Here is a 24,063-nt window from a genome sequence, read left to right as displayed (position 1 = left end):
AGACCATATAAGATCTCAGACCATCAATACTAAACTGAGCTAACATATTAACCTTCATATTATTTTAAATAGTTCCGTAAAACCTTTTGGTAGCAGAAGAGAACCTCGGGAAGAAAGACTGCAGGAAGAAAAAAGGTTCATTTTCGTTCCTGTATCAGTACAACTGCCACAAGTACAAGCAGAACCCCTGCTAGCTGCCAGCCTGATAGCATTTCCCTGAAAAAGAAAAAACCTACAAAGGTACCCACAACCGGCTCTACTGTTGCTACTATGGATGCCCTGCCTGATTCGACTTCCTCAAGCCCTTTTGTGTAAAGCAGGTAGGCAAGTACAGTGGGAAAAAAGCCCAGTCCTGCAAGGTAGATCCAGAAACTGCCCGTAGAAAAAGCTCCTGCCGAATTTTTAAAGTTGCTAAGAGGCAGGAGAGCAAGACTTGCGAAAATGAAAGTATAAGCTGCAATTGTCATTGTATGGTACTTTTTAAGGGCAGCTTTTCCGAATATGCTGTAAAGGGCATATCCGAAACCTGCCCCTAACCCTGTGAGAAGCCCTGGCCGGGAAATGGGAAGAGAATCCCCGAGCCCCGGAAGATAACCGGTCACAAAAGCGCATCCCACAAGGGTTAGCCCCAGAGAAAAAAGTTTTTTTGCTGCAAGGCTTTCCCTGAAAAAAACTCTGGAAAGGACTGCAACAAATGCAGGGGCTGTGTAGAGTAGAGTAACGGCAATTGCAATTGAAGTTTCCCTGATTGTGGAAAAATAGCAGAGATTAAAGAAAGCAAGGCTGAAGATGCCCGTCCCCACAAAATAAAGAGAATCTTGAACCCTTATTTTCAGCAGTTCCGGCCTGGTAAGAAGAAGGTAAATCAGCATGATAACAGCAGCTGAAAAAACCCTCAGAGTTACAACCTGAAGAGGGGAAAATCCGAAACCATAAAAACCTCTAACAAAAATCCCTATCGTACCCCACAGGACCGCCCCTGCAGCAATCAGTAAATATGCCCGTTTTTGCATTCCACAACCTTCTTTTTCCAGATATTCAGTTTAGTATACCTTAACCCTGGTTTACTATTTCTAACCCTGTAATTTATTAATCCAGAACCTTCAGTCATCGTCCTTTAACGACAACACACTACAGAACTGCACCCATACCAGGGCACAATTTGGGTGGTTCAACGAGAGTCAGAAAAAAGTACGGATATAAAAAATAAGAGGGTAAAAGGGGTATATTGGTAAAAAATAGGTACACATTGGAGTTCATTGGTCATCGGTTAAGAACTTACTTCCATCTACCAATAGTGTTTTTCATTTCACCTTTTCATAAAAAGAATTCTTCTCTGAACCTTTCTCTGTTTACATGCGGGTCCAATGCTTGACTTTCATATACACTCATTATTGTTTCAAAAGTTCTTTGAATTCCACATCTATTCAGAATTACTGTCAACAAATCTGATGCATTCTCTGCAAATATTGTGCTCCAACGTAACTGCGTATATTGAGCCATTTTTTCAGGATGAGCTGTCGAGTTTCTTACGAGAGAATAAATTCTTCTGCTAACGATTAGTGTCAACATTGCTGTCCATATTAAAGCCTCAATTACCTGCACATTCTTTGTTTCAAGAATTTCAAGAGCGTATTTGCTTTTCAACTCCTTAAACAGCAGTTCTATGTCCCATCTTGCTCCATATAATTTTGCAATGTCTTTTGCATTCAAAACATCTTTCTGAATATTTGTGATATATATGTGATGCTTTTCATCCTCATCATTATATACCGCAACAAGACGTACAAGCATCTCATCCCGCTTTTGTTTGCCTTTATACGCTCTTCTTTTGAATGCTATTTTTACAACTGCATCAATATCTTTTCCAGAGAGTTGTTTAATACACTCACTAACAGGTTTTTCCGCGAACTCTTTGCTTTTTGTCTTAGAAAGTCCTTCTTCAACAGAAACAAGAATAGGATCCATATTCTTCCTTATTCTTGAGACAAAATATCCTCCGTTTTCCTCAACTCTTGCAAACATTTGAGTTTTGTAAAATCCAAGATCAACAAGAAGAATACGGTCTTTGATCCATGGGCCGATTTTCAATGTTTTGATCTCAGCTGTTTTTTCAGAGTACAGAGCAACTGTTTTAGGCCCATTAGCAACTGCACTTACCATAACTCCCACTTTTACCCCAGCTGATACTGTTCTTGCTCTTGCTGCTGGAAACTTGTCTGCTAAAGATGAGTGAAGACGAACAATTGTGCTGTCTTGAATGAGAACATCCTGAAAGTTTTCGAGTTTTTTGCAAAGTTTTCTACCAGGTTCTTTTGCAAGCTCTTCTATGCCGTGAATAACACACTGATGAAGAAACTCAACAAGTTCTGGAGTGAATCTATAGTACCAGCTGCTGTCGCTTAATGTCTTATTTGATTCTTTTTCATATCCTCTTTTCAAACTGGCAAGTGTACGCTGCAAGCGTACACCAAAACCAAGAGTTAAAACCCAAAAGATGATGACAGGGTCAATTTTACGCTCACGTACTATGAGGTCAGTTTCTTTGGCAGTTTGCCTTAACCACTCTTCGGGAAACATTTCCCGAAGAGAGTCTTCAAGAGTAGGTGGGGGACGAGGAGACATAGATGCACTAATATTTAGATTATTATTATAAAAACACATACGAGAGTGATTCCCTAACGCTTAACCGATGACGTATGCATTGGAGTTTAGTTATTTGTACTTAGATATGGAAACCAGACCCCTTGCAATAGCTATTGCAATTATGCATATCAATGACGAAGTTAAGAGAACCATAAAAAGATTCAGTTCATTAGCAAATTTGATCATAAAATGGAAGAGAACAGCACTTAACGCTAATCCAACAAGCAGCAAGATTACTGCCGGTCCTCCCAAAATCTTTTCGGTGTCCTTCTTGCTCATACAGACAGTCCCTCCTGAGATTATTCACCAGCAAATTATAGTTCTGAATTATTGTTTCAAATTATTATTTTCAAGTTATCCACTTTAAGGACTCTTTAGTTATCCACTTTAAGGACTCTTTAGTTATCCACTTTAAGGACCTTTTAATACTTCTAAAAACCTGAGTATGACGAAATTAAGCAGTAATTACATTTTCTACCGGAAAGAAGTGATTTTACTTCATTACAGTAACCAGAGATAAGAATTCATTAGTAAAGGGGAACTCTATAACTTTATGTATGCCTATTCTTAAGATTTTATAAAAAATCCGGATTGTTGAAATATATGCTTCAGGTATATACAACCTTCTAAGTTATAAATAAATTTATAGTTTTTGATTTTGAAAACCAGGGAATGTATTTTAGAAAACCTGTTTTATGGATGCTGGTACTGAATTACTCTTCAGGCGTTTTCTGTGCATAACACATGCTGTCAGCAAGAGGGCTGCAAATACTATCGAACCCTTAAAACCGGGAGCTCTTTCTTCCTCCGGGGTTTCAACAGGCATGTTTTCTTCCATAAGCGGGTAATTTATGGTAACTTTCCACTCGATTTCATCCATTATAATTGGTTCGGGAACTTCGGACGTGACTATTTCCCGGCCATTTTTTCCACAGTAACCGAAAAAGTATATTCGGCCCTTCGGGGAAGTACAAAACGCACATGTCCTCTAAGCCGGCTTGAACCTTTGAAGCAGGATATCGACCGGCTGGTCCGCAAAGGTTTCCACCTTTATGGTAACAAAATTGCCTCCCGAATCAAGAAGCTGGCCTTCCTTGAAAAGCTGGACCTCAACCTCTTAATCCCCTGGGTCTGCGACCCCCAGAGAAACGCTATTTTAGGCCAGGGAATGGGTTTTGATATAACCCATGTCGATATTTTTTCCGCCACAATCAGCCGGGTTTCCTGATCAATAATCTTGACTTTAACGGAAAGCATCGAACTGTCAGTGTTCTGGTCATTCTTAACAGAAAATTACACAGTGACGTTTTCGCCTTTCTCAGTTTCCCGGATAGAAAAAAGAAGGAGCTATAACCCTGAAACTAACAGAAGCCCGCTTACCTGCAGGAATATTCACCTGTGAGCTTGACCCGACAATCGTAAAAAGATCAAATGAACTTACAGACACCGCATCAATCGCCTGGACGCTGTTGTTGTTGAATACGGACACGGAAACATCCTGCTCATTAACTCCTTGATAACCAGGGGTTCTGTGCTTACATCCAGATCTTCAGAATCAACCGGAGACTTCGTTGATTCGCAGCCAGATACAAAGATTACTGAAACGAGTAATATCAAAACCAGAAACTTCTTCATATAAGTACCTCCTCAAATTTCAAATCTGGATATTGTCCCGCGGAATCGAGCAAAATGTAAAGGTCAATCCTGAAGGGGTCGAAACTAAATGGATACGAAACTGAGCAAAAAAATCCAGTATTTATTGAGTTAAATAGCGATGCGTAGATTTGACTCCTCAGACCCTTTAACCCGAAGATGGAAAATAAGCCTGAACATACCCAGAAACCGGAGCTTTAGTTTTTAATAGATATTCACTATCCAAAAAAAGTTACAGATTAATATATAACCATTACTGTCGATAGTCAGATATAAAAATAAATAGTTATTATAAAAGACATGAAAAGAGAAAATAATAAAGAACAAATAATAAAGAACAAATAATAAAGAACAAATAATAAAGAACAAATAATAAATATGATAGAAAAAAATCGGCATGAATATAAAAAAAGGGATTAAGTATGCATTAACAAGACTGTTTTTACTCAAGTTTTTACGACAGGTCGGCTATAGCATTCGTGGCAAGAGAGAATATAGCCTGAGGGAATTAGCCGGTTAGAAAATTAAGTTTTTAAAGAAACTCAAGGCACAGACATACGTAATACTCTCTTGCAATCTTTTTAAGCCAATCCGGAACTACGCAGTACCTGTCAACAACAAGCTCATTCAGATAGTAGAGGGACTCTTCAGTTTTGAATTCACTGAGTTTCTTTACAACCGTCCTTCTTTTCCACGCAGAATTCTCTTCGTCAAGAGCTTCAAGATAAAGCTGGTATTCTTTGCTGTCGTCCATTAAAGAAAAATTATCTACCAAAGAATATAAATATTTGTATCTGGTGTAAAAAACAGTGATATCCAGAATAATTTCGAGAGACTTTCAGAGATTGCAATTGAATATTTCAATTGACAGGACAATTTTAGGAATTTCGATTAAGTATTCGGACAATAAACGTTAAGAACTTCTGATATATCTAAAAAATTAAAGATCATTTTGAAAAAAAAGTTAGGATAATCAAAAAAAGTTAGGATAATCAAAAAGAGGTCAGGGCAATCAAAATATAAATCCCTATAAAAAAAAATGTTTCAGGCTTAAGAGGATAAAAAAATATGAAAGTAGAATTCCCACGCAATGATCAGTTGATGAGAATTCCTGCACAAAGTATTTTTTGTTCGCTTTTGTTCGCTATGCTTGCGAAATAAGTAATAATTCTTCAAAAAAGATATATAATTACCGGCATTGAAATTTCAATCCATGCTACATATTAGCTCACATTGAAATGTTTAATGCCAGCAATAATTATAAGAGCATTACTAATTTTTTTAAGAGCAGTACTAATTTTATTACTTTTACAAATTAATTTGGATGAAACAATAAAAAGAGGAGAAACCTGGAAGTTACTATTTTAACAGAGGTCTTTCCATTTGTAGAATATACTTATTCAACATAGCTATGTGCTGATTTATACATATCTGTATCATTATATCTGTACCATTATTTGTATTAAGTTTTACATTTTTTTAAGTGTTGCTTCCTGCAGGTTATATTCTCATTTAAGGGTGTGAATCAAATCTCCAGAAATTTCACCTTGTGCTTATTGCTTTTACAGGGTCCAGCTTCGCCGCCTGTTGCGCAGGATATATTCCAGTAATCAGGTTCAACAGAAAAACTGCAGCAACAATTAACACGATGTCCTGAGCGCGGACAACAATCGGGATAAAGGTAATACCACTGTAGACATCTGAAGAAGCTGCCGGGATTTCATATCCGCCTATTGCCAGGGCTATAAGGACTCCAATAGAAGTACCGACAAGGGCTCCCAGCAGTCCGAAAATCCCGCTCTGGAGAATGAAGATCTTCTGGATGCTTGAGACCGAGGCACCCATAGCTCGAAGCATGCCTATCTGGCCTGTTGCACCGATAACCGAAAGGTTCAGGGTACTGACCACGCCAAAAGAGGCTATGACAATAATAAGGCCATATACAACATTGTTTGAAGTGCTTTCAATAGCAATGGTACGGAGGATTGCAGGATTGGTCTCTGTCCAGCCCTTTGCCTTATAACCGGTTTCCTCGATCTCGGTTGCAACTTCCCGATCCGTATTGAAATCCCTGAGCCGGACTGAAATACCATTAACCACATCCGAGACGTCGTAAAAATCCTGAGCAGTATCCAGAGAAGTGTAGGTCAGGGACTCATCCAGAGGCGAACCCGTATGAAAGATTCCCACAATTCGGAGCGAAAGAGGATTTGCATTCGGAAAAGACACGTCTATAGAATCGCCCAGATTAACTTCAAGTTTGTCTGCCAGCCTTGAGCCGATAACCACCGTATTTCTTGAAAACTCGAGTTCACGGAAACCGCCTTCGATAATATCTTCTTCAATAGAGTTGATTTCATTTTCCTGTAAAGGAATCACACCTTTAAGCTCGGCATTGAGGGAATTGTCCTTGAACCTGAAAGAAGCCTGCCCCGTCAGGAAAGGGGAAACTGCAGCAACTCCTTCGATTGAACTGATCTCTTCCATGAGAGTCCCGTAGAGATAGATGTGATCCTCACCTTCCTGTGGAGAGACCGAAACGTGAGGGAGCTTGTTAACGGTAGTATTGTAAAGCTCCCCTGTAAAACCCACCATGAGAGCCTGGGAAACCGTGAGTAACATCACAGCAAGGGCTATTGCGCCTACCGACAGGAGAGTCTGAAATTTTCTTGCCCGGATCTGCCTGAGGGCAATAAAGAGTTCATAACGCATGATATTCACGGCTTTTTTGAACTTCAGTCTAATTTTTTCCTGATTTGTACCAGTTCTTTTACGCAGGAAGGGTTTTAATGCAGCTTTTTGAAAAGGGTGAAAACCATTGCAAGTCCTGTGACTCCGAAAGCAACCGAAAAGCCCGGGATGCCGTTTCCGCCGTTTTCACCTGAGGTTTCGTTCCCTGTGCCAGGGCTTAATTCACTCGCATTCGATGGGGAAAGATCAGACTCAATAATGGTTTCCCTGCGTTCGATAACATCTCCGTTGTTGCCAAAAAGTTCGATCTCAAGCCTGTAGACTCCTTCTGTGAGCCTTTCTTTCCAGGCAACCTCAACCGTCTCATCGTCATCATTCAGCAGTACGGGAACCCTTTCCCGGATGGACTCAACAAACACAGAACTGCCACGCTCCGAAGTCTCCTGCAGTTCATATACGGAAAAAACCAGGCTTCCTTCAAAAGGCACCTGGGAACGCCCTAAAACAGTTGCACTTGCTCCGGTTTCATCTTGGTAGATGTCAGTAATCTCTGCATCGTCTACAGAAGTGAAATTCTCTGTTGAAGCGATAAACCCCCTGTTGGGGGAATAGACCTGAACCTTCACTCTCCCTGTGTACTCTTTATTGTTTTCGAGAAGAGTCCCCCAAGACGCAGAAAAAGCTTCTGGAACGCTGGTTAGAGATGCCTTTTCGATTTTTGTACTGTAAAGGACATTATGTCCGTCTACAAGCATATACTCTAGATCAAAAAGTGAAGCCTGAGTGGGGGAAAGCACAACAGTGATTCCTTCGGAGTTGGGGACGAGATCATCGACCTGAAGTTTGGAAGCGGAGTTGCTGCCGTAAACAAAACCATATTCCGATTCAGAAAGTAACTTCCCCTGTTTAAGAAGCCTTGCCTTCAAAGTGTAAGCCCCGCGTTCGGCATTCCTGATATTCCAGAAGCCAACTTTCGTGACCCTCGTATTCGCAGGAAAACTGCCAGTTGAGAATGCCTGTGCAACAATAACCTCTTCATTTCCCCTATCCGGCCTGACCAGAAATACCTCAAGGGTCAGGTTCTCTTCCGGCTGGTTTGAGTAAAGGGTTACATCAAAGGACTCGAGGTCACTGTAGAGTTCGGTTATGCGGGCTGAACCTGTTCCGTCGACCTGAGAAGTGTCTGCCGCAGAGGCCGGAATGACTGAGATCAGAAATGAGATAAGTAAGAAGAGAACGGTTTTCATAGTCTTTTTTCCCAGAATCTATAACAAAAAGATTGTTCGGATCATATTTAAAAGAAATGCAGCCGGACAAACAGGTTATTTTTACCCCTTGCCGAAGGAGAAACAGAGAAAAAAAACCAGGAGCTAGAAAAAACGATATTGAGATACATGTAAAAACGGAACAAAGGAAAAGTAAGGAGAAAATATTGACATGAAAGGAACAGGGAACAGGATAAAAAATGTAAGAAAAAATGAACAGGAGTGAAAATTCCATCTTCGAATATTTCAGGATAACCAACCGATTAATAAGAGATCACCGGAGGTTGAGAAGATAAAAAAATTTGAGAAATCAATAATTTATTGAATGAAATAAACAAAACCTGCAGTGAATCCGAAAGTATTTATTCTTTAGTTGAAGTATAAGATGACAATTATTAAATCAAAGCAAGTTTACTTGATTTATCGCTCTGGGAACAAAAATCTCACTGTCAGTTTTACTGAAATTTTTAGTTTTACCTGAATTATATAAAAAATACGTGTTCGAGCAGAAGGTATGGTAAAAATGGAGAAGAAAAGCCTCTTAATCCTGGGAACCGCCTCTCATGTTGGGAAAAGTTCAGTTGTGACTGCCATATGCAGGATCCTGTCTAGAAGCTACAGGGTTGCCCCCTTCAAGGCCCAGAACATGAGCCTGAATTCCTGGATCACAAAAGACGGAAAAGAGATAGGGATTGCACAGGCAATCCAGGCGAAAGCCGCATGCACCGAACCCACTGCAGACATGAATCCTGTCCTCCTGAAGCCAAAGGGGGATCGTGTTTCCCAGGTAATCCTGCTGGGTGAACCCTATGCTGACAAGAGTGCAGGCGAGTATTACGATTCCATTGAAGAGATGCATAAAGTCCTTAAAGGAGCTCTAGAAAGGCTCTGGAAAGAACACGACGTTATTGTTATGGAAGGAGCCGGAGGGGCTGCAGAGATCAACCTCTATGAAAGGGATATCGTAAATATAGGTACTGCCAGGCTCACTCAGGCTCCCATAATTCTTGTCGGAGATATAGAAAGGGGAGGCGTGTTTGCAAGCCTTTACGGCACAGTTGCCCTTCTGCCCGAGGATGTAAAGAAGAATGTCAAAGGGTTTATAATCAATAAATTCAGGGGCGACCCTGAAATCCTGAAGCCTGGACTTAAGCAGCTTGAGGAAAAAACCGGAATCCCTGTGCTCGGAGTCCTTCCCCATTTCAAGCTCCGCATCCCCTCGGAAGATTCAGTATCACTCGGAGATAAAGAAGATTCAAAGACCGAGAAAGAAATTGAAATCGCTGTAATCCGCCTTCCCAGAATCTCAAATTTTACGGACTTTGAACCCCTGGAGGGACTCGTAAAAGTCCGTTACGTAGACATTGACGAAGAACTCGGAAACCCTGATGCAATCATGATCCCTGGCACGAAGAACACGATCAATGACCTTCTCGACCTCAGGGCAAGCGGGATGGAAAAAAAAATCCAGGCTTTCAAAGGAAAAATCCCGATCTTCGGGATCTGTGGCGGTTACCAGATGCTTGGCAGGACTATCTTTGACTCAGGAGTGGAAAATGGAGTCGAAGCTGAGTTTGAAGGTATGGGGCTTCTGAATATAGGAACCAGATTCGGGGAGTATAAAAAGAGGACAATCCAGGTAACAAAGAAAGTTAACGGCTATGGTCCTATCCTGAAATCCATAGATGGGGAAGAAATAAAAGGTTATGAGATTCACATGGGAGTTACGGATTCAAACCGTACTGTTTTCGGAAACGATGGAGCCATTGATGAAGAAGGCCTGGTGATCGGTACATATCTTCACGGGCTCTTTGACAATGGGAATATCAGAAATGCCCTTGTTCAGTACCTCTTCAAGAAAAAGGGGCTGGAATACAGGCCTGAAGAAATCGTAAGCGAAAACGACGCCTATGAGGAACTCGCAAGGGTATTTGAGCAAAACATTGACATGGAAAAGCTCTACGAAATTGCAGGGATCTGAAAATACCCGGGCCCACAAAGAGAAATTGAGTACTGAAAACACTCTCGACAGGTGCTGCTTTCCTGCAGTACCTGAACCTGTTATTACCTGTTACTTATAGTACCCACCTTAAGGTTTGCAATATCCTGAAACGGGTTGGAATTGAGATAAGTTTTAAAACAGGTGTTGAGCAGATTCTGGAGAGAACATGGTGGAAATTCGGAACTAAAAAAATGATATTATTGGGGTAAAGTACAATGCTCTTGGAGGTATAACTGCTCCCCAGAACCCGCTCAACGTCTAATAATTTTTACCGCTAACTATTTATGTATTGTGAATTTGTCCTACTTAATTAGATTAAGAAACAAGACAATCAGAAAGAAGGCCCGTTACTATTTATACAGACAACGAGATTTAAGGAAAAAATATAGCATTAAATAAAGTACAGTTGTCTGTTAGAATTTTTTGATGAGATACATAGCTTCTAGATACATAGTTTCTATTTTTTTCTGTATTGAAATCCTGTGCCTAAAAAAGAGTTGTTGAATGGTTAGAGGGGGAGAATATGGGGGTTATTTTGGAAAGAAAATTTGATACCATTTGGGGGACTGGTATGTTTGCTCGTAGAGGACTAATAAATCCCAGAAAGTTAACCATTCAACAATACCTGTTTTTGCTGTTAAGTATTTATTCCTTACGAATTAATCTTACTGATCTAAGATCACCACACGAGTAGCCAGACAAGCTGGTAGAGACGTTCATATTTACCTTAAAATTGAAAATCGGTTTTCAGGATAAAGGGAAATATCCTCTTGAACCGGGGGACATTTCTTAAATATATTTTGTGTATCTCAATTGCGGTGTTGTTTTACAGATTATATTTTATCTGGCTGGCGACTGGTCTCGGTCCCACGCGGCGCAGGGAAAGAAAACTGAGGTATTCCTTATCTGGATTCCGGATAGATAAACCAGTTAATCAGAGACTGGCGAAAAAGTAATAAAATTAAAAAAGTGTGGGGACAAAAAGTAGAAAAAAGAAAATAGTTAACAGATTTCAGAACATACGGACCTGCCTGCCCAGTCCTTTCCGGACTGCCCTCTCATAAACCATGTGAGCGGTTGCGACATCCTGAATCGCAAGCCCTGTGGAGTCGAAGATCGTAATCTCCTCTTCACTTGTCCTGCCAGGTTTAAAGCCAGCAATAACTTCTCCAAACTGGGCATGAATGTCATTTTCCGAGATATAGTGCTTCGAAAGGGGAACGTTTACTTCCCCTGAATGGAGCGCCTGTACCATATCATCGACAATGATCTTGGAGCGGAGGAGGAGTTCGGGGTCGAGTTCTTCTTTTCCTACCGCATCTGCCCCTATTGCGTTTATATGGGTCCCCTCTTTAATCCAGCTGGCTTTCACGATTGGTTTTCTAGTAGGGGTTGTCGTGACAAGGATATCGCAGTCGCACACTTTTTCAATGCTTTCCTCATAACGGATTTCACAGGGCACGAAATCTGCCATATCCCGGATAAACTGTTCACAGCTTTCTTTTGTCCTGGAATTGATTTTCACAACTTCGGGCTCAAAAACTTCACAGAGGGCTTCAAGCTGCGTCCTTGCCTGGTTTCCTGCACCTACAAGGCCTATAACTTTAGAGTCCTTTCTTGCAAGGTATTTTGCAGCAATCCCTCCGGCTGCTCCTGTCCGGATGTCAGTCAGATAAGTCCCGTCCATAATTGCCACAGGAGCACCGGTTTCGGGGGAGATGAGTATAATCAGCGCCATCACTGTAGGAAGGTTAAGCATGGGGTTTCCGGGATGGACATTTACGATTTTTACACCTGTAATGTCCTCTTCTTCAAGATATGCAGGCATTGTCCTCAGGTCACCGTTGTAAGCCTTGTAGTAAAGATAGGCTTTGGGAGGCATCTGCACCTTACCAAGCCCATGCTGTCTGAAAGCTCTTTCCACTACCAGCATATCAGAATGCATATCCACAACGCTTTTTACCTCTTCCTGAGCCAACCACAATACTTCCATAACAGAACCCTCCACCGGAACCATAGACCTTCCTCACATCTGAACCATAAGCTGGCTTCAGGCTGAAAACCAGGCTTAAATCAAATAAAATCAGAATAAAAACCGGCAGGCACACAGGCACATCGACTGCCTGGCAGCACAAATTGCCATTTTTATTCACGCAAATATGTATATATAACATATAATATCTTCACTCATTTAAAGAACTTCCTTCCTGAAAGGAGAAATTATGCAAGAGAGTTCTACTGCTCTTCCCGGACCCGACCTGAAAGAAAAATTGCTGAAACCTGCCAGAGACATTAGAAGCATTCTGCGCTGGGGTTATCCTAAATTTGCAACCATCCGCTTCGTAGCCGACCACTCTCAGCTTAGTGTCGAGGAACGGCATATTCTCACAAGGGTGATCATGCCTCCGGATAAAATCGTATCCAGAGTCAGGAAAAAAATAGCCTGCAACGGAATAAGAGATAGGGACCTCCTCCTTGACGGGTACAATGTCCTCCTCAGCGTGGACAGCCTGCTGAAAAATGAGCCCATGTGGTTCTGCGACGATGGATATATCAGGGACACCCGCTACTACTTCAGTAAGGCACACCAGGCTGAAGATATCGAGGAAGCTCTGGATTCTGTTCTTGAATTTATATCTGAAGCTCGCCCGAAGTCGGTGACCTTCCTTCTTGATGTACAGATCAGCCGGAGCGGAGAACTTGCAGGCTTTATCCGCCACAAACTTAAGGAACACAAGATTTCAGGTGAGGTCCGGACCTCAAAAACTACGGATTTCGATCTGAAAACCGAAGGTGGAAATCCCAAAAATAACCTCGTTGTTGCAACCTCCGACGGAATAGTAATTGACTCAGTCCTTCAGGTACTTGATATCCCTGCCTGCCTCATGGAAAAAATGGGAATTGAGCCGGTTAGGCTGTATTAAATTAGGGCTCTATTAACCTGAAGTTCTATTAACCTGAAGTTCTACTAACCTGAAGTTCTACTAACCTGAAGTTCTACTAACCTGAAGTTCTACTAACCTGAAGTTCTACTAACCTGAAGTTCTACTAACCTGAAGTTCTACTAACCTGAAGTTCTACTAACCTGAGACTTCACTTGATCAGGCAGGTAAGGCTCATTAATTTATTACCAGGCACACCGTCTGGAATATTCTGCCTGCCTATAAATTTCTTCGGCTTCTGCGTACTGCCCTTTTTCTTTCAGCAGATCTCCGTATCCGCAAAGGCTTCCAAAATGCCCGGGGTCGAGTTCAAGAGCTTTTTTGTACTGAACTTCGGCTTCGTGCCTGTGCCCGAACCTGGAAAGCAGCCCTGCATATTCGCAGTGTGCTTCCACATCATCAGGGTCAATTTTAAGGGCATACCTGAAGTGCACCCTTGCCCCATGAACAATTCCATGTTCTGCAAGCAGGCGGGCATAGAACAGGTGGAGCTTCGGGCTTTCCGGATCTGCTTTGAGGGCTTTTATGTAGTGGGTTTCAGCTTCCAGGGCCTCCCCTTTTTCTTCAAGGAGGCGGGCGTAGCGGAAATTGGACTCCACATGTCCGGGGTCAAGTTCAAGCGCCCGGATATAATGATAGCTAGCTTCGATTTTTTGCCCTCTTTTGTAAAGCAAAATTCCATACCCACAGTGAGCTCCCACATGCCTCGGATCAAGGAGAAGGGCTTTTTTGTACGCTTCTTCAGCGCCTTCCAGGTCCTTGAGCCTGTAAAGCAGGCAACCGTAATTGCAGAAAGTATCAATATGGAATGGATGGATTTCAAGGGCTTTTTCATACTGGGCTCTTGCAGCATCAAGTTTCCCGAACTCGGCGAGCATGGCTCCGTATCCACAGAGAGCTTCTATATTTCCCGGGTTTTCCTCAAGCACCTCTTCAAATTCCCTGGCAGCAAGATCCCCAAGCCCCAGCAAAGAAGCTGTTTTCCCCGCCTCCATGTGGGCTTCTTCCCGCATTTTCCCTGAATAAATTAAGGCGCATGCCCTGGAAAATGCGTACTTTTCCCTGTACATCTCATCGTTGCCGAAAATAAAGGAGAGTTTCAGCAGATTCTCTGGCGAAAGCGAGTGCTCACGTGAAAAAGAAAGGACAAACTCAACGACCTCATCGAGATCACATTCATCTTCTGCAACCTTTTCGATTACATGAAAAACCAGCTTGTCTATGGCATCCATTTCCATGCAAAAACCTCCTAAATTTTACCTTTACAGTGAATTTATTTGGCTGGCTATAAATAAATATTCATTTATATTCATCCGGCCATTATACGCGCAGTTGTTTGGTTTTACTTAAAAACATTATTATATTTGTGGAATACAGTATAAATAAATGTGGTTTTACTTTATTGATTTCAAAACGAATAGGTTCAGGATTTTAAGATATGTTTATTTGTTCGCCGTCAACGTAGGCGATACAGCTCATTTTGCGGCTGCTGCATAGCGCCCACAGCAACACCCACAAATCCACCTATATACTATTTTTCTGCATCATGTGGCTTTGCAAGACCACACTAAGGCTAATAAAAAGTAGCAAATATTATGATGTTTTGAAGTCAGAATAGCATGATACGATAGAAATCCAATAAAAATAATTAACATGAGTTCTGAAACTGATAGAGTAAATTAAATAAGTGGAGTATTAGGATTAATCAAGGTGTTCTTGTCGTAATAATAACAGTAGACAATGAATCAGGAAACCGCCTGTTTTGACAGGCGATGTTTCATATTATATATCGTACGTTCCTTCTCCTGTAACAACCTGACCACTTACTGTTGTCCATCCATCCTGAGATCCGGACAACATAATTTCCATAGTTTCCTAATAGCTATTATATTGCCATCCTCCGATCCACCATTCATTACGTCCGTTCAGGTAGATGGAAATGCTGACGTTTGCATTCGAAGAGGTATCATAATAGGCATACATCTTGCTGTCATAATCAAATTGCTCAGAAGTTCGTGAATAAGCTCCGCTGGCGTTGACATTTTGCGTGAGATTGTATTTGGGCATAAGAACCATTTCGTTTCCCAGCGGGTTCATTGTGTCTGTGGACAGGTTAGAGAATATTAGCCATATAAAATCATTAGAATAAATTAGAAAAGATGGTCTCAAAAAGATCCGATCACTAAATTAAACGCGGCTCACACGCAAACTATACCTTGTCTCCACATCATACATTCCCTTGAGTTCTTCTTCAGTCAGGAAACCTTTCTTAATTAGATTACTGAGGTTCTTCCTGTCAACTGATTCGACCAGATCCCAGAGTTCACGTTCCACAAGATAAGGCTTTAGCCTGTTAATGTGCCAGAGTTTCCAATCCGCCCTGTGCCGCCTGAGCTCCACATCCCCTACTCTCAGGACATCAATTTCTTTTTCCGCAAAGGTATCCATAATTCGGGCTCTAAGTTCTTCCCGCCTCTTTTCCAGAATAGATATTGCAGAGACAAGCTCTTCATACTCAAGCGCAACATCGGCAAGATCCATTTCTTCAGGGTCCTGCTCACTGATATCAAGTTCCATTGTCCTGTACTCCCTTTCAGATCCTTAAACTTTGCATATCTCTTTTTTCTTATTCTTTGTTCTTTAACCGCTTTTTCCTAATTTTGATCTTTTCGGTGGTCCCTGATTAATTGGTTGGTATTATTCCAAAATGACTTCAAACGACATATCAAGCTCTTTCTTTTCACGCATGGCCTCAAATGACATCTCACATTCTTTCATTTCACGCGCCGCACTCCACTTTAACCCACCCGCGTACCGGAAATATAAACGAACTCAGTAGCTATGCAGGGGCTCGAATTCCAAAATATCAACCATGTAGCAGGGGACAATCATCTTTTCGACTTGAACTGATTTTTCCTGTTTTAGTATATGCGGATAATAAAGTTTAATAGTTGCACATTTGTGCGGGGATTTATTATTGAATATGAGCTTCATACTGACCTTCCGGTATCTGGCTCAGAAATGCTTATCGAGTAAAAATCCCTTTTATCTCATAAGAAAACCTTCCGATAGGCGGCCTTTAAAACCTCTTAAGACTTTATTTAAGGGGATTTACCGGGGTGGTTCCATAACATCAAAAAACAACCTTGAAAAAGCAGAAATGAAAGAAGAACTTAGCCTTCTCCTCCAGAAGATAAATAACGTACTTGAGTCCGAACCTGCTGTGCTCCGGATTGACCCGGAGCCTGCGGAGTCTATTATACTTATCGGAGATATCCACGGGGACCTTGATGCCCTTAACTTTGTAATGGGAATGAGAGAAGAACTGGGCTGCAAAACCATGCTTTTTCTGGGGGACTATGTGGACCGCGGGATACAGGGCACAGAAGTCCTTATAAAGCTTTTCCGGCTGAAACTTGAGGAGCCTCAAAACATTTTCCTGCTCAGAGGAAACCACGAAACCGTGGATATGAACATATATTACGGCTTTTTTGAGGAAATTGGCTTTGACAGAGGTTTTCTCCTGAATGTCAGCAGGACATATGACAGGCTGCCGGTAGCAGCAGTAATCTCGGGGAATACCTTCTGCGTACACGGAGGAATCAATGGAATCGAAAGTGTTGATGCCATCACAAAAGAAGGCGCTTTTCCTTATCTATGGAATGACCCTTCAAAACGTCCGGGGATTAGCACTTCATCAAGGGGTTCAACTGTTAAGGAATTCGGGCCTGATATTGTTGACGGCTTTTTGGAGACAAATGGTTTTAAAAGAATTGTGAGAGGGCACACAGCTCTCAGGACCGGATATGAATGGTGGTTCGACGGTAAACTGCTTTCCCTTTTTTCATGCCCGGATTACGTGGGGCTCGGAAACGCTGCTGCTTTTGCCTTGATCGATAAAGGAGAGCTAAAAATTATTACCTTTATAAACCGGTCTCAGTAATGTAGAAAATTTAGCCTGAATAAGTAAAGACGCCGCCTATTTAAAGCAAAAAATTAGTTGAAGTAAAAGAAAAAAATTGCTCCAGCCTGAATCACTACTTCAAACCAAAGTCTCTATATAATGCCGGACCTTTGATAGTTTATATCCTGGGAAAAAAAACATAAAAAGTTAGAATATAAAGACGGATGTCAGAGTTATGCCGTGAATATAGATATCCATTGATAACGATAGATGTTTTTGAATGCCTGAATATTTTAGTTCGGATCTTCTGGATTCGGATCTTCTGGATTCGGATCTTTCAGTTATATTTACTGATTAAATCTTGATTATATCATCTGGTTAATTTCTCTCAATCCAGAATAATCCAGGTTTCTGTCATTTTGCTTCCTATATCCGGGTCGAGTTGCATTGCTTTCATATACTGTATTTTAGCTTCGTCAAAACGATTCATTTTTCTCATAAGCAGTCCGTAGCTGTAGTGGAGCGGAGGGTAATAAGGATTGAGAGAAAGGGCTTTTTTGTATTCTTCCTCTGCTTCGGGAAAGCGCCCGAGTTCCGAAAGAAGGTTTCCGTAGCTGTAGTGTCCCTCAGCGCTTTCAGGGTCAAGACTGAGAGCTTTTTTGTATTCCAGCTCAGCCTCGTACCTTCTTCCAAAGCGGGCAAGAAGGTTTGCATAATTGGAATGGACTTTTGCATCGTTCTGGTCAAGGGCAAGGGCTTCCATGTACTGTTCTTCAGCTTCCGAGACTCTGCCTTCCCTTGCGAGAAGGTTACCATAGTTGAAAAGAGTTCTCCTGTGCCTGGGGTTAAGGGAAAGAGCTTTCCTGTACTCGACCTCGGCTTCCAAGGAGCGCCCAAGAAAAGAGAGTAAAACACCGAAGTTGTGGTGGAGGCTGGGGTCTTCAGGGTCCAGGTTCATGGCAAGTCTGTATTCTTTCTCGGCATCCCTGAGCCTACCAAGCTCAAAGAGCAGGTTTGCATACCCGCCTCTGGCAGGGACATAGTCCGGGTTGCCAGCAAGAGCTCTTAAGTAACACTCTTCTGCTTCAACTCCATTCCCGTATTCGGTAAGGAGGTAAGCGTACCCGGCATTTGCCTTTACATTTCCAGGCGAGCTTTCAAGTACGGTTTTATACTCATTTTCTGCATCCTGAATCATTCCGAGCTCTAAAAGAAGTTCAGCGTAAGCGCATCTTACATCTGCATTTTCAGGGTTTTCGCTCAGAATTTCACGGTAGCTTGCTTCGGCTTCAGGGAAAAAGCCCAGTACATGTGCTGCAGTGCCCAGCGCATAACAAGAATCTTCACGGAGCTTCCCGGAGGCCTGCATTAAGCAGACCTTTGCAAAAACGTATTCTTCCATATGCATTTTTTGCTGCCTGCATGCCCTGGAGAGGTTAAGTAAGAGTTCTGGGGAAAAAGATTTCTTTTTAGAGCTTTTCAGAGCAAAATCAGCTGCATAGGGGAGGTTTTTCTGGTCTGATCCGATTATTCCAATTACTTCGTATACGAAATCGTCAATTGCGTCAAAGTCCATTATCCGGCACCTCAGAAGACTGAGTGTTGTTAATTGATTAGGGGGGTTGTCAGTGTAACATCCGGAGTATAGTTTTACAATTAATTGAATATATTAGTGAGTGAATAGTGCGTAAGACTATTTGACATAATATTAGTGTTTGAATAGTGCATATGAGAACCAGTATAATATTACAATAATCGTATAACACTCTATCCCTTTATTACACAAAATAAAACAGATGATTGCATTGAACGACAGCGTTTTCATAAAAAAATAGATTTTGCAGGATAAAAAACAAGGGAAGTAGGACAGGATAGATTAAATAAATATATAAGAATACATAAAAACATAAAAAATAATACGATTGACTGAGATAAAAAAGTGAAAGTTAGAGTAATAGAAATACGAATAGAATAGAAAAGCATATCGAATGAAAGTATTGTTCATAGGAGAAAGCATTAAAAAAATTTCGAATAAAGCATAAATCAAACATTGAAAAATTACTATTTAGTATTAAATTTGAGATAAAAAAGAGCCATTTCCGATTCTTTTTGCCCTACCAGACCCCGAGCCTTACGAGATAAAGCTCCGAAAAACAATATAGCTCCAAAAAAACAATATATAAGAACTATACTCTTCTTATTGCTTAAAAATTTGAAATGAACTGTTAATTACTGATAAAAATTAATAAACGCTTAATAACCATTTAAGGATCTCTGAAACTGACCACCATGTTTCTCAAACTCTTTTCCCTCTTTCTGATTATTCCCATTGTGGAGATTTATCTCCTGATCAAGATAGGAGGTATAATCGGAGCTACTAACACCATACTTATTATTTTGATTACTGCGACCCTTGGGGCTTACCTGACAAAAAGCCAGGGCTTTCGGGTGCTTCGCCAGATCCAGGAGGCAACAGCACAGGGATATGTGCCGGGAAATGAACTCCTGCACGGGCTCTTTGTCCTGATCGGAGGTTTTGCCCTCCTGACTCCCGGCTTTCTGACCGATGCCATAGGCTTCTCCATGCTAATTCCCCAGATTCGAGAAATCTATGTGGGGTTAGCAAAAGGCATCATAAAGAAAAAGATAGAACAGGGCAATTTCCAGATGCGGATGTATACGGATTTCAGGTGACCCCGAAGTTTCGCTTCCCGAGTTTCGCTTCGGGATCACAGAAAATAGGAGATTTTCTGGGAGTTGCACTGCAAGCGCAACAGCACGAGGTCCTTTTCGCTGCGCTCAAGAGGACTATTTGATGGGGTTTATCCACGCTGCGCTCAAGAGGACTATTTGATGGGGTTTAGCAGTGAGCTTTGCTCAATATGACAAATCTATAAGTTCTAGAGTAATCTTTGCTCAAGCGACCACGATTACAATATTTCTGACCCGTACAACCATATTACCCACTTTCCGCAGTAAATTTTTGCATATTCACAATTTTTCCTGCTATCGATTTTCAATAAAACGTGGATTTATTGGACTTTTATGCAGGAGGTAAAGCAGTTATATGGTGTATCATAAAGACAAAAAAACGATATCATTCAATTTTCACCAGGTTCCATTAAAAGTCCAAATTAATTTGATTTGTTTCAAAAATGCTATCAGGGAAAATATTGATTTTTGAAAAAATACTGCGGAATGTGGGATATTAACTATACCTAAATATTTCTTCAAGCTCGACGCAGGAGAGCGGTCTTACTAAGAAAAAAGAAGACGAAAGGAAGAAACAAGCCATCAAGTAGAAACAGCCAGTGACACCTGTAAGGAACTAGCTTGTAAAAGTGACCAGGGAAACTGATAACTATTTACTTCTTTTTTGCTTTATTACAGGGTCGCTAGACAAGTTGGCGGGGGCATCCAGTAAAATTTAGATTAAAAAAAGTTTTAGTGGCCAGAATAAGTATTTATTAAACCGGGCTATACTTCTTCAAGAGTTCAATTACTCCATATCGTACTATTATCTGACCTTTCGCAGGTGTCTAATAAATTTATCTATTTTTCTAATAAACATATAAATATTAAATATACAGTAGTTCCGAATAACCCAAGTTCAGAACGCTGAATTTAGAACATCATTAAATATTCTCAATTAACTCTCTGGCTCTTCGTCATTCTTTATGGATAGGATGATTTTTAATTCAAGAACGCGTTGGTTTTTATGAAGACATCAATACAAAAGTCACAATAGGTCTATAATATTAGAGTATCCATTCCGGTTTTGCATATCGCATATTGTAAAATTTTGGAAATTAAGATTCTTAGAACAAGAGCCCGAACACGTAAAGTAACACTGGTGCCAGAAAAACCGTAATCAGGCCTGCAATTCCGATTGCAAGTCCGCTCATTGCTCCTTCGGTTTCCCCGAGTTCTATTGCCCTCGTTGTCCCGAGAGCGTGGGAAGCTGTACCGATTGCAATGCCAATTGCAACCCTGTCATTTATGCGGAAGCAGCGGCAGATGAGAGGTCCAAGCACAGCCCCTATGATTCCTGTTACTATAATTGCAGCCACGGTTATTGCAGGCAGGCCGCCTATCTGTTTTGAAATCTCTATTCCTATGGGAGTGGTCACGGATTTCGGGACAAGAGAATTGGTTATCACTTTGTCAAACCCTAAAAGGCTGGAGAAGATAACGATGCTTGAGATACCCGCAATGCAACCTGCACTTATGCCTGTAATTATGGGGAGGGCATCGCTTTTCAGGAGCTGGATTTTTTTGTAGAGGGGCACAGCAAGGACAACGGTTGCAGGCCCGAGGAAAAAGGAAATGTAGTCTCCACCCACATTATAAGTCTCGAAATCTATCCTGAAATAAAGGAGGAAAAGAATCACGAGCACAAGGCTCACAAGAAGAGGATTAAAGACCGAAGAACGGGTCTTCTTATAGAGCAGGGTACCTATCTGAAAAGCAACTAAAGAAAGAAGAATTCCAAAAAGGGGCGTACTGAGAAATGCATCCGGAATACCAGCCTGCATTTCAGCTCACCTCTTTCGTCTTTATCTCGCATGCCTGTGAATTATCAGGAACTTTCCCTACCTTATTTTCTCCTTTTCCGGAAAAAGATACATTCTCAGGCCTTTTTTGGAGGAACTTTTTGACGAGCTCTACTGTCAGCCCGGTTACACCCAGAATAACCACTGTTGAGATAACGGAAACCCCGACGACTGCAGTCAATTTTCCTTCAAGCACAGCAAAACAGGTTATAAGGCTGACACCAGCAGGAAGGAAGAAAAAAGCCAGGTTTTCGAGCAGAAAATCGCTGATTCGGTCTATCATTTCAAACTTTATTACACCCGAATACAGGCCGAAAAAAAGGATTAACATGCCCAGAATATTGCCAGGAACAGGCAACTCGAAGACTTCCTGAAGGAACTCACCCAGAAAATATATGCCAAGAATAATCGAAAATTGTTTTAGCAAAACCTCTTTTGCCTCCTGTTGACTGGAACTGGACTAAAGAAATCGGGTTATAAATACCTTCTTAATGCAGGGAAATTATTTACAGTGTAACCCAGACCACAGCATAGCCGGAACATCCCACATATCCAGAAGCTTTCGAATTTTCGGATACATTCAAATTTTCAGATGTTTTTCGAGTTTCCGGATACTTTCTAATTTCTAGATACTTTTCACACTTCCGACACTTTCACATCTAAAGGTACAAACTGAAAGTTTTCGAAGGGCGCACAATAAATTCATATCGAGAAAACTCCTATTTTCATTGGGTGTTCTGATGGGAGAGAAGCGCTTAGTATACATGGACCACGCAGCTACCACATTCACAAAACAGGAAGTGGTTGAAACTATGCTGCCTTTTTTGAAAGAAAATTACGGGAATCCTTCTTCCCTGTACTCGATAGGCAGAGAAGGCAGGGAAGCCCTGGAAACCTCAAGGGAAAAGCTTTCAAAGGCTCTTGGAGCCAGGCCCGAAGAAATTTATTTTACTTCAGGGGGAACCGAATCCGATAACTGGGCTATCAAAGGCACGGCTTTTGCCAGGCAAAAGAAAGGAAAGCATATTATCTCCACGCCAATCGAACACCATGCAGTGCTTTACCCCTGCAAGTATCTGGAAACGCAGGGCTTTGATGTAACATATCTGCCTGTAGACCGATACGGGCTTGTAGACCCTTCGGACCTGGAAACCGCAATAAGAAAGGATACCATTCTGATCTCGATCATGTATGCCAATAACGAAATAGGGACAATAGAGCCCATTTTAGAGATCGGGAAGGTTGCCAGGGAACATGGAATTCCTTTTCATACCGATGCCGTACAGGTAATAGGGAAGGTTCCCCTTGACATGCAAAAGGAACATAAGAATGTGGACATGCTCTCCCTTTCCTCGCATAAGTTCTACGGGCCAAAAGGGGTCGGAGCCCTTTACATAAAAGAAGGGACAGAAATTGACAATTACATGCACGGAGGCGCGCAGGAGAGGGAAAAACGCCCGGGGACAGAAAATGTTGCAGGGATCGTAGGCATGGGAAAGGCGATAGAACTTGCAACCTCAAATATCGAGGAACATAATGAAAAGCTCAGGAAAATGAGAGAACGCCTTATGGTCGGAACCCTTGAAATTCCTTACTGCAGGCTCAACGGGCATCCGGAAAAACGCCTTCCTGAGAACCTGAACTTCAGTTTTGAGTATATAGAAGGGGAATCCCTGCTGCTCATGCTTGACCAGATGGGGATCTGCTGTTCAACAGGCAGCGCCTGCTCTTCGGGTTCTTCTGAACTTTCACATGTGCTCAGGGCATTAGGGGTGCCTCCAAAAACCGCCCAGGGTTCCCTGCGCCTGACCCTCGGGGATGCAAATTCCGAAGAAGATATTGATTATGTCCTCGAAGTGCTGCCTGAAGTCGTTGGAAAATTGAGAGCGATATCTCCATTCTACAAGCCAGAAAACGAGTGTGAAAAGTGAGGGAGTTTTGTGTATAATAAAAAGGTAATGGACCATTTTATGAACCCTAGAAATGTGGGGGAAATAGAGAATGCTGACGGTATCGGAGAAGCCGGAAACCCCCATGGGGACCAGATGAAAATTTTCCTTAAAATCCGGGACAACAGGATTGAGGATGTAAAGTTCAAGACATTTGGCTGTGCAGCAGCAATCGCATCCAGCAGCATGGCAACTGAAATGATAAAAGGCAAAACCCTTGAAGAAGCCTGGGAGCTTACGAACGAAACCGTGGCTGAAGCGCTTGAGGGGCTTCCTCCGGGAAAACTGGAGTGTTCGGTGGTGTCCAGGGAAGCGACCCACAGGGCAATCAATGATTACCGCAAAAAACAGGGGCTTGAGCCTCTTGCAGAGCAGGCTTGAGAGAAATCATCTTGCGTGAACTCCTGCAAGCCTCCTGAATATCTTTATCGTAAACTTGATCATAAGGATACCAGATC

Annotated in this window: 22 protein-coding genes; 7 read left to right on the top strand and 15 right to left on the bottom strand. The window is 41.7% G+C overall.

Translation table 11 applies throughout. The features are described 5' to 3' along the window. Window positions 1-137: 137 nt before the first annotated feature. The 4 genes from MSWHS_RS16275 to MSWHS_RS16260 all read right to left on the bottom strand — a co-directional run bounded on the left by MSWHS_RS16275 (window position 138) and on the right by MSWHS_RS16260 (window position 3,526). Entirely contained in the window at window positions 138-1,013 is an 876-nt protein-coding gene (locus tag MSWHS_RS16275) for a DMT family transporter (protein WP_048128456.1), read from the bottom strand. 304 nt (window positions 1,014-1,317) lie between these two features. Further along, the gene (locus MSWHS_RS16270; protein WP_048159675.1) at window positions 1,318-2,625 is read right to left on the bottom strand and encodes an IS4 family transposase; all 1,308 of its coding nucleotides are present in this window, start codon (window positions 2,623-2,625) and stop codon (window positions 1,318-1,320) included. A 90-nt stretch (window positions 2,626-2,715) separates the two neighbouring features. After that, window positions 2,716-2,925: a hypothetical protein gene (locus tag MSWHS_RS16265; RefSeq protein ID WP_048128458.1), complete on the bottom strand. Its 210-nt coding sequence runs from the start codon at window positions 2,923-2,925 to the stop codon at window positions 2,716-2,718. Between the two features lie 400 nt (window positions 2,926-3,325). Further along, window positions 3,326-3,526: a hypothetical protein gene (locus MSWHS_RS16260; RefSeq protein ID WP_048128460.1), complete on the bottom strand. Its 201-nt coding sequence runs from the start codon at window positions 3,524-3,526 to the stop codon at window positions 3,326-3,328. 126 nt (window positions 3,527-3,652) lie between these two features. On the opposite strand from MSWHS_RS16260, the gene MSWHS_RS16255 reads away from it, so the two are divergent. Further along, window positions 3,653-3,874 (top strand): hypothetical protein, encoded by a 222-nt coding sequence (locus tag MSWHS_RS16255; protein WP_048159426.1) that lies wholly within the window; start codon window positions 3,653-3,655, stop codon window positions 3,872-3,874. Window positions 3,875-3,964: 90 nt separating this feature from the next. On the opposite strand, the gene MSWHS_RS21805 is transcribed toward MSWHS_RS16255, so the two are convergent. The 4 genes from MSWHS_RS21805 to MSWHS_RS16235 all read right to left on the bottom strand — a co-directional run bounded on the left by MSWHS_RS21805 (window position 3,965) and on the right by MSWHS_RS16235 (window position 8,237). Next, window positions 3,965-4,135, bottom strand: coding sequence for a hypothetical protein (locus MSWHS_RS21805; protein WP_231585488.1), 171 nt, complete (start codon window positions 4,133-4,135; stop codon window positions 3,965-3,967). 696 nt (window positions 4,136-4,831) lie between these two features. After that, the gene (locus MSWHS_RS16245; protein WP_197073965.1) at window positions 4,832-5,053 is read right to left on the bottom strand and encodes a hypothetical protein; all 222 of its coding nucleotides are present in this window, start codon (window positions 5,051-5,053) and stop codon (window positions 4,832-4,834) included. A gap of 788 nt (window positions 5,054-5,841) precedes the next feature. Then, window positions 5,842-7,011: an ABC transporter permease gene (locus tag MSWHS_RS16240; RefSeq protein ID WP_048128466.1), complete on the bottom strand. Its 1,170-nt coding sequence runs from the start codon at window positions 7,009-7,011 to the stop codon at window positions 5,842-5,844. Between the two features lie 74 nt (window positions 7,012-7,085). Further along, the gene (locus MSWHS_RS16235; protein ID WP_048128468.1) at window positions 7,086-8,237 is read right to left on the bottom strand and encodes a hypothetical protein; all 1,152 of its coding nucleotides are present in this window, start codon (window positions 8,235-8,237) and stop codon (window positions 7,086-7,088) included. A gap of 541 nt (window positions 8,238-8,778) precedes the next feature. On the opposite strand from MSWHS_RS16235, the gene MSWHS_RS16230 reads away from it, so the two are divergent. Next, window positions 8,779-10,236, top strand: a complete 1,458-nt coding sequence (locus MSWHS_RS16230) for a cobyric acid synthase (protein ID WP_048130428.1) — start codon at window positions 8,779-8,781, stop codon at window positions 10,234-10,236. A 1,033-nt stretch (window positions 10,237-11,269) separates the two neighbouring features. Here MSWHS_RS16230 and ala read toward each other — a convergent pair. Continuing rightward, window positions 11,270-12,250 carry an alanine dehydrogenase gene (gene ala, locus MSWHS_RS16225; RefSeq protein ID WP_048159674.1) on the bottom strand — a complete coding sequence of 327 codons (981 nt, stop codon included), beginning with the start codon at window positions 12,248-12,250 and terminating at the stop codon, window positions 11,270-11,272. A gap of 229 nt (window positions 12,251-12,479) precedes the next feature. Between ala and MSWHS_RS16220 the strand changes: the two genes are divergently transcribed. After that, complete coding sequence (locus tag MSWHS_RS16220; protein WP_048159424.1) at window positions 12,480-13,181, top strand: DUF434 domain-containing protein; 702 nt, start codon at window positions 12,480-12,482, stop codon at window positions 13,179-13,181. 203 nt (window positions 13,182-13,384) lie between these two features. Here MSWHS_RS16220 and MSWHS_RS16215 read toward each other — a convergent pair whose 3' ends face one another. From MSWHS_RS16215 to MSWHS_RS16205, 3 genes are all read right to left on the bottom strand, one after another. Continuing rightward, a complete protein-coding gene (locus MSWHS_RS16215) occupies window positions 13,385-14,437 on the bottom strand; it encodes a tetratricopeptide repeat protein (protein WP_048159422.1) in 1,053 nt (350 codons plus the stop codon). 637 nt (window positions 14,438-15,074) lie between these two features. After that, window positions 15,075-15,275: a hypothetical protein gene (locus MSWHS_RS21800; RefSeq protein ID WP_231585487.1), complete on the bottom strand. Its 201-nt coding sequence runs from the start codon at window positions 15,273-15,275 to the stop codon at window positions 15,075-15,077. Window positions 15,276-15,386: 111 nt separating this feature from the next. Beyond that, on the bottom strand, window positions 15,387-15,776 hold the full coding sequence (locus tag MSWHS_RS16205; RefSeq protein ID WP_197073964.1) for a hypothetical protein: 390 nt from the start codon (window positions 15,774-15,776) through the stop codon (window positions 15,387-15,389). 583 nt (window positions 15,777-16,359) lie between these two features. Here MSWHS_RS16205 and MSWHS_RS16200 point away from each other — a divergent pair. Then, complete coding sequence (locus tag MSWHS_RS16200) at window positions 16,360-17,142, top strand: metallophosphoesterase (protein ID WP_048159672.1); 783 nt, start codon at window positions 16,360-16,362, stop codon at window positions 17,140-17,142. Between the two features lie 349 nt (window positions 17,143-17,491). Here the strand turns inward: MSWHS_RS16200 and MSWHS_RS16195 are convergent, their stop codons facing one another. Beyond that, window positions 17,492-18,679: a lipopolysaccharide assembly protein LapB gene (locus MSWHS_RS16195; protein ID WP_048159421.1), complete on the bottom strand. Its 1,188-nt coding sequence runs from the start codon at window positions 18,677-18,679 to the stop codon at window positions 17,492-17,494. Between the two features lie 713 nt (window positions 18,680-19,392). Between MSWHS_RS16195 and MSWHS_RS16190 the strand changes: the two genes are divergently transcribed. Next, the gene (locus MSWHS_RS16190) at window positions 19,393-19,797 is read left to right on the top strand and encodes an FxsA family protein (RefSeq protein WP_048128542.1); all 405 of its coding nucleotides are present in this window, start codon (window positions 19,393-19,395) and stop codon (window positions 19,795-19,797) included. Between the two features lie 1,124 nt (window positions 19,798-20,921). On the opposite strand, the gene MSWHS_RS16185 is transcribed toward MSWHS_RS16190, so the two are convergent. Continuing rightward, complete coding sequence (locus MSWHS_RS16185) at window positions 20,922-21,638, bottom strand: LrgB family protein (RefSeq protein WP_048128544.1); 717 nt, start codon at window positions 21,636-21,638, stop codon at window positions 20,922-20,924. A gap of 1 nt (window position 21,639) precedes the next feature. Further along, window positions 21,640-22,083, bottom strand: coding sequence for a CidA/LrgA family protein (locus tag MSWHS_RS16180; RefSeq protein WP_048159419.1), 444 nt, complete (start codon window positions 22,081-22,083; stop codon window positions 21,640-21,642). A 313-nt stretch (window positions 22,084-22,396) separates the two neighbouring features. On the opposite strand from MSWHS_RS16180, the gene nifS reads away from it, so the two are divergent. Both nifS and nifU read left to right on the top strand, forming a co-directional pair. Next, window positions 22,397-23,587 carry a cysteine desulfurase NifS gene (nifS, locus tag MSWHS_RS16175; RefSeq protein ID WP_048159417.1) on the top strand — a complete coding sequence of 397 codons (1,191 nt, stop codon included), beginning with the start codon at window positions 22,397-22,399 and terminating at the stop codon, window positions 23,585-23,587. A 9-nt stretch (window positions 23,588-23,596) separates the two neighbouring features. Beyond that, window positions 23,597-23,986 (top strand): Fe-S cluster assembly scaffold protein NifU, encoded by a 390-nt coding sequence (nifU, locus tag MSWHS_RS16170; protein WP_082088115.1) that lies wholly within the window; start codon window positions 23,597-23,599, stop codon window positions 23,984-23,986. Window positions 23,987-24,063 lie beyond the last annotated feature (77 nt).

It is taken from the genome of Methanosarcina sp. WWM596, assembly GCF_000969965.1.
In the GTDB taxonomy this organism is placed as follows: domain Archaea; phylum Halobacteriota; class Methanosarcinia; order Methanosarcinales; family Methanosarcinaceae; genus Methanosarcina.
This window is presented reverse-complemented; position numbering and strand designations above follow the sequence as displayed.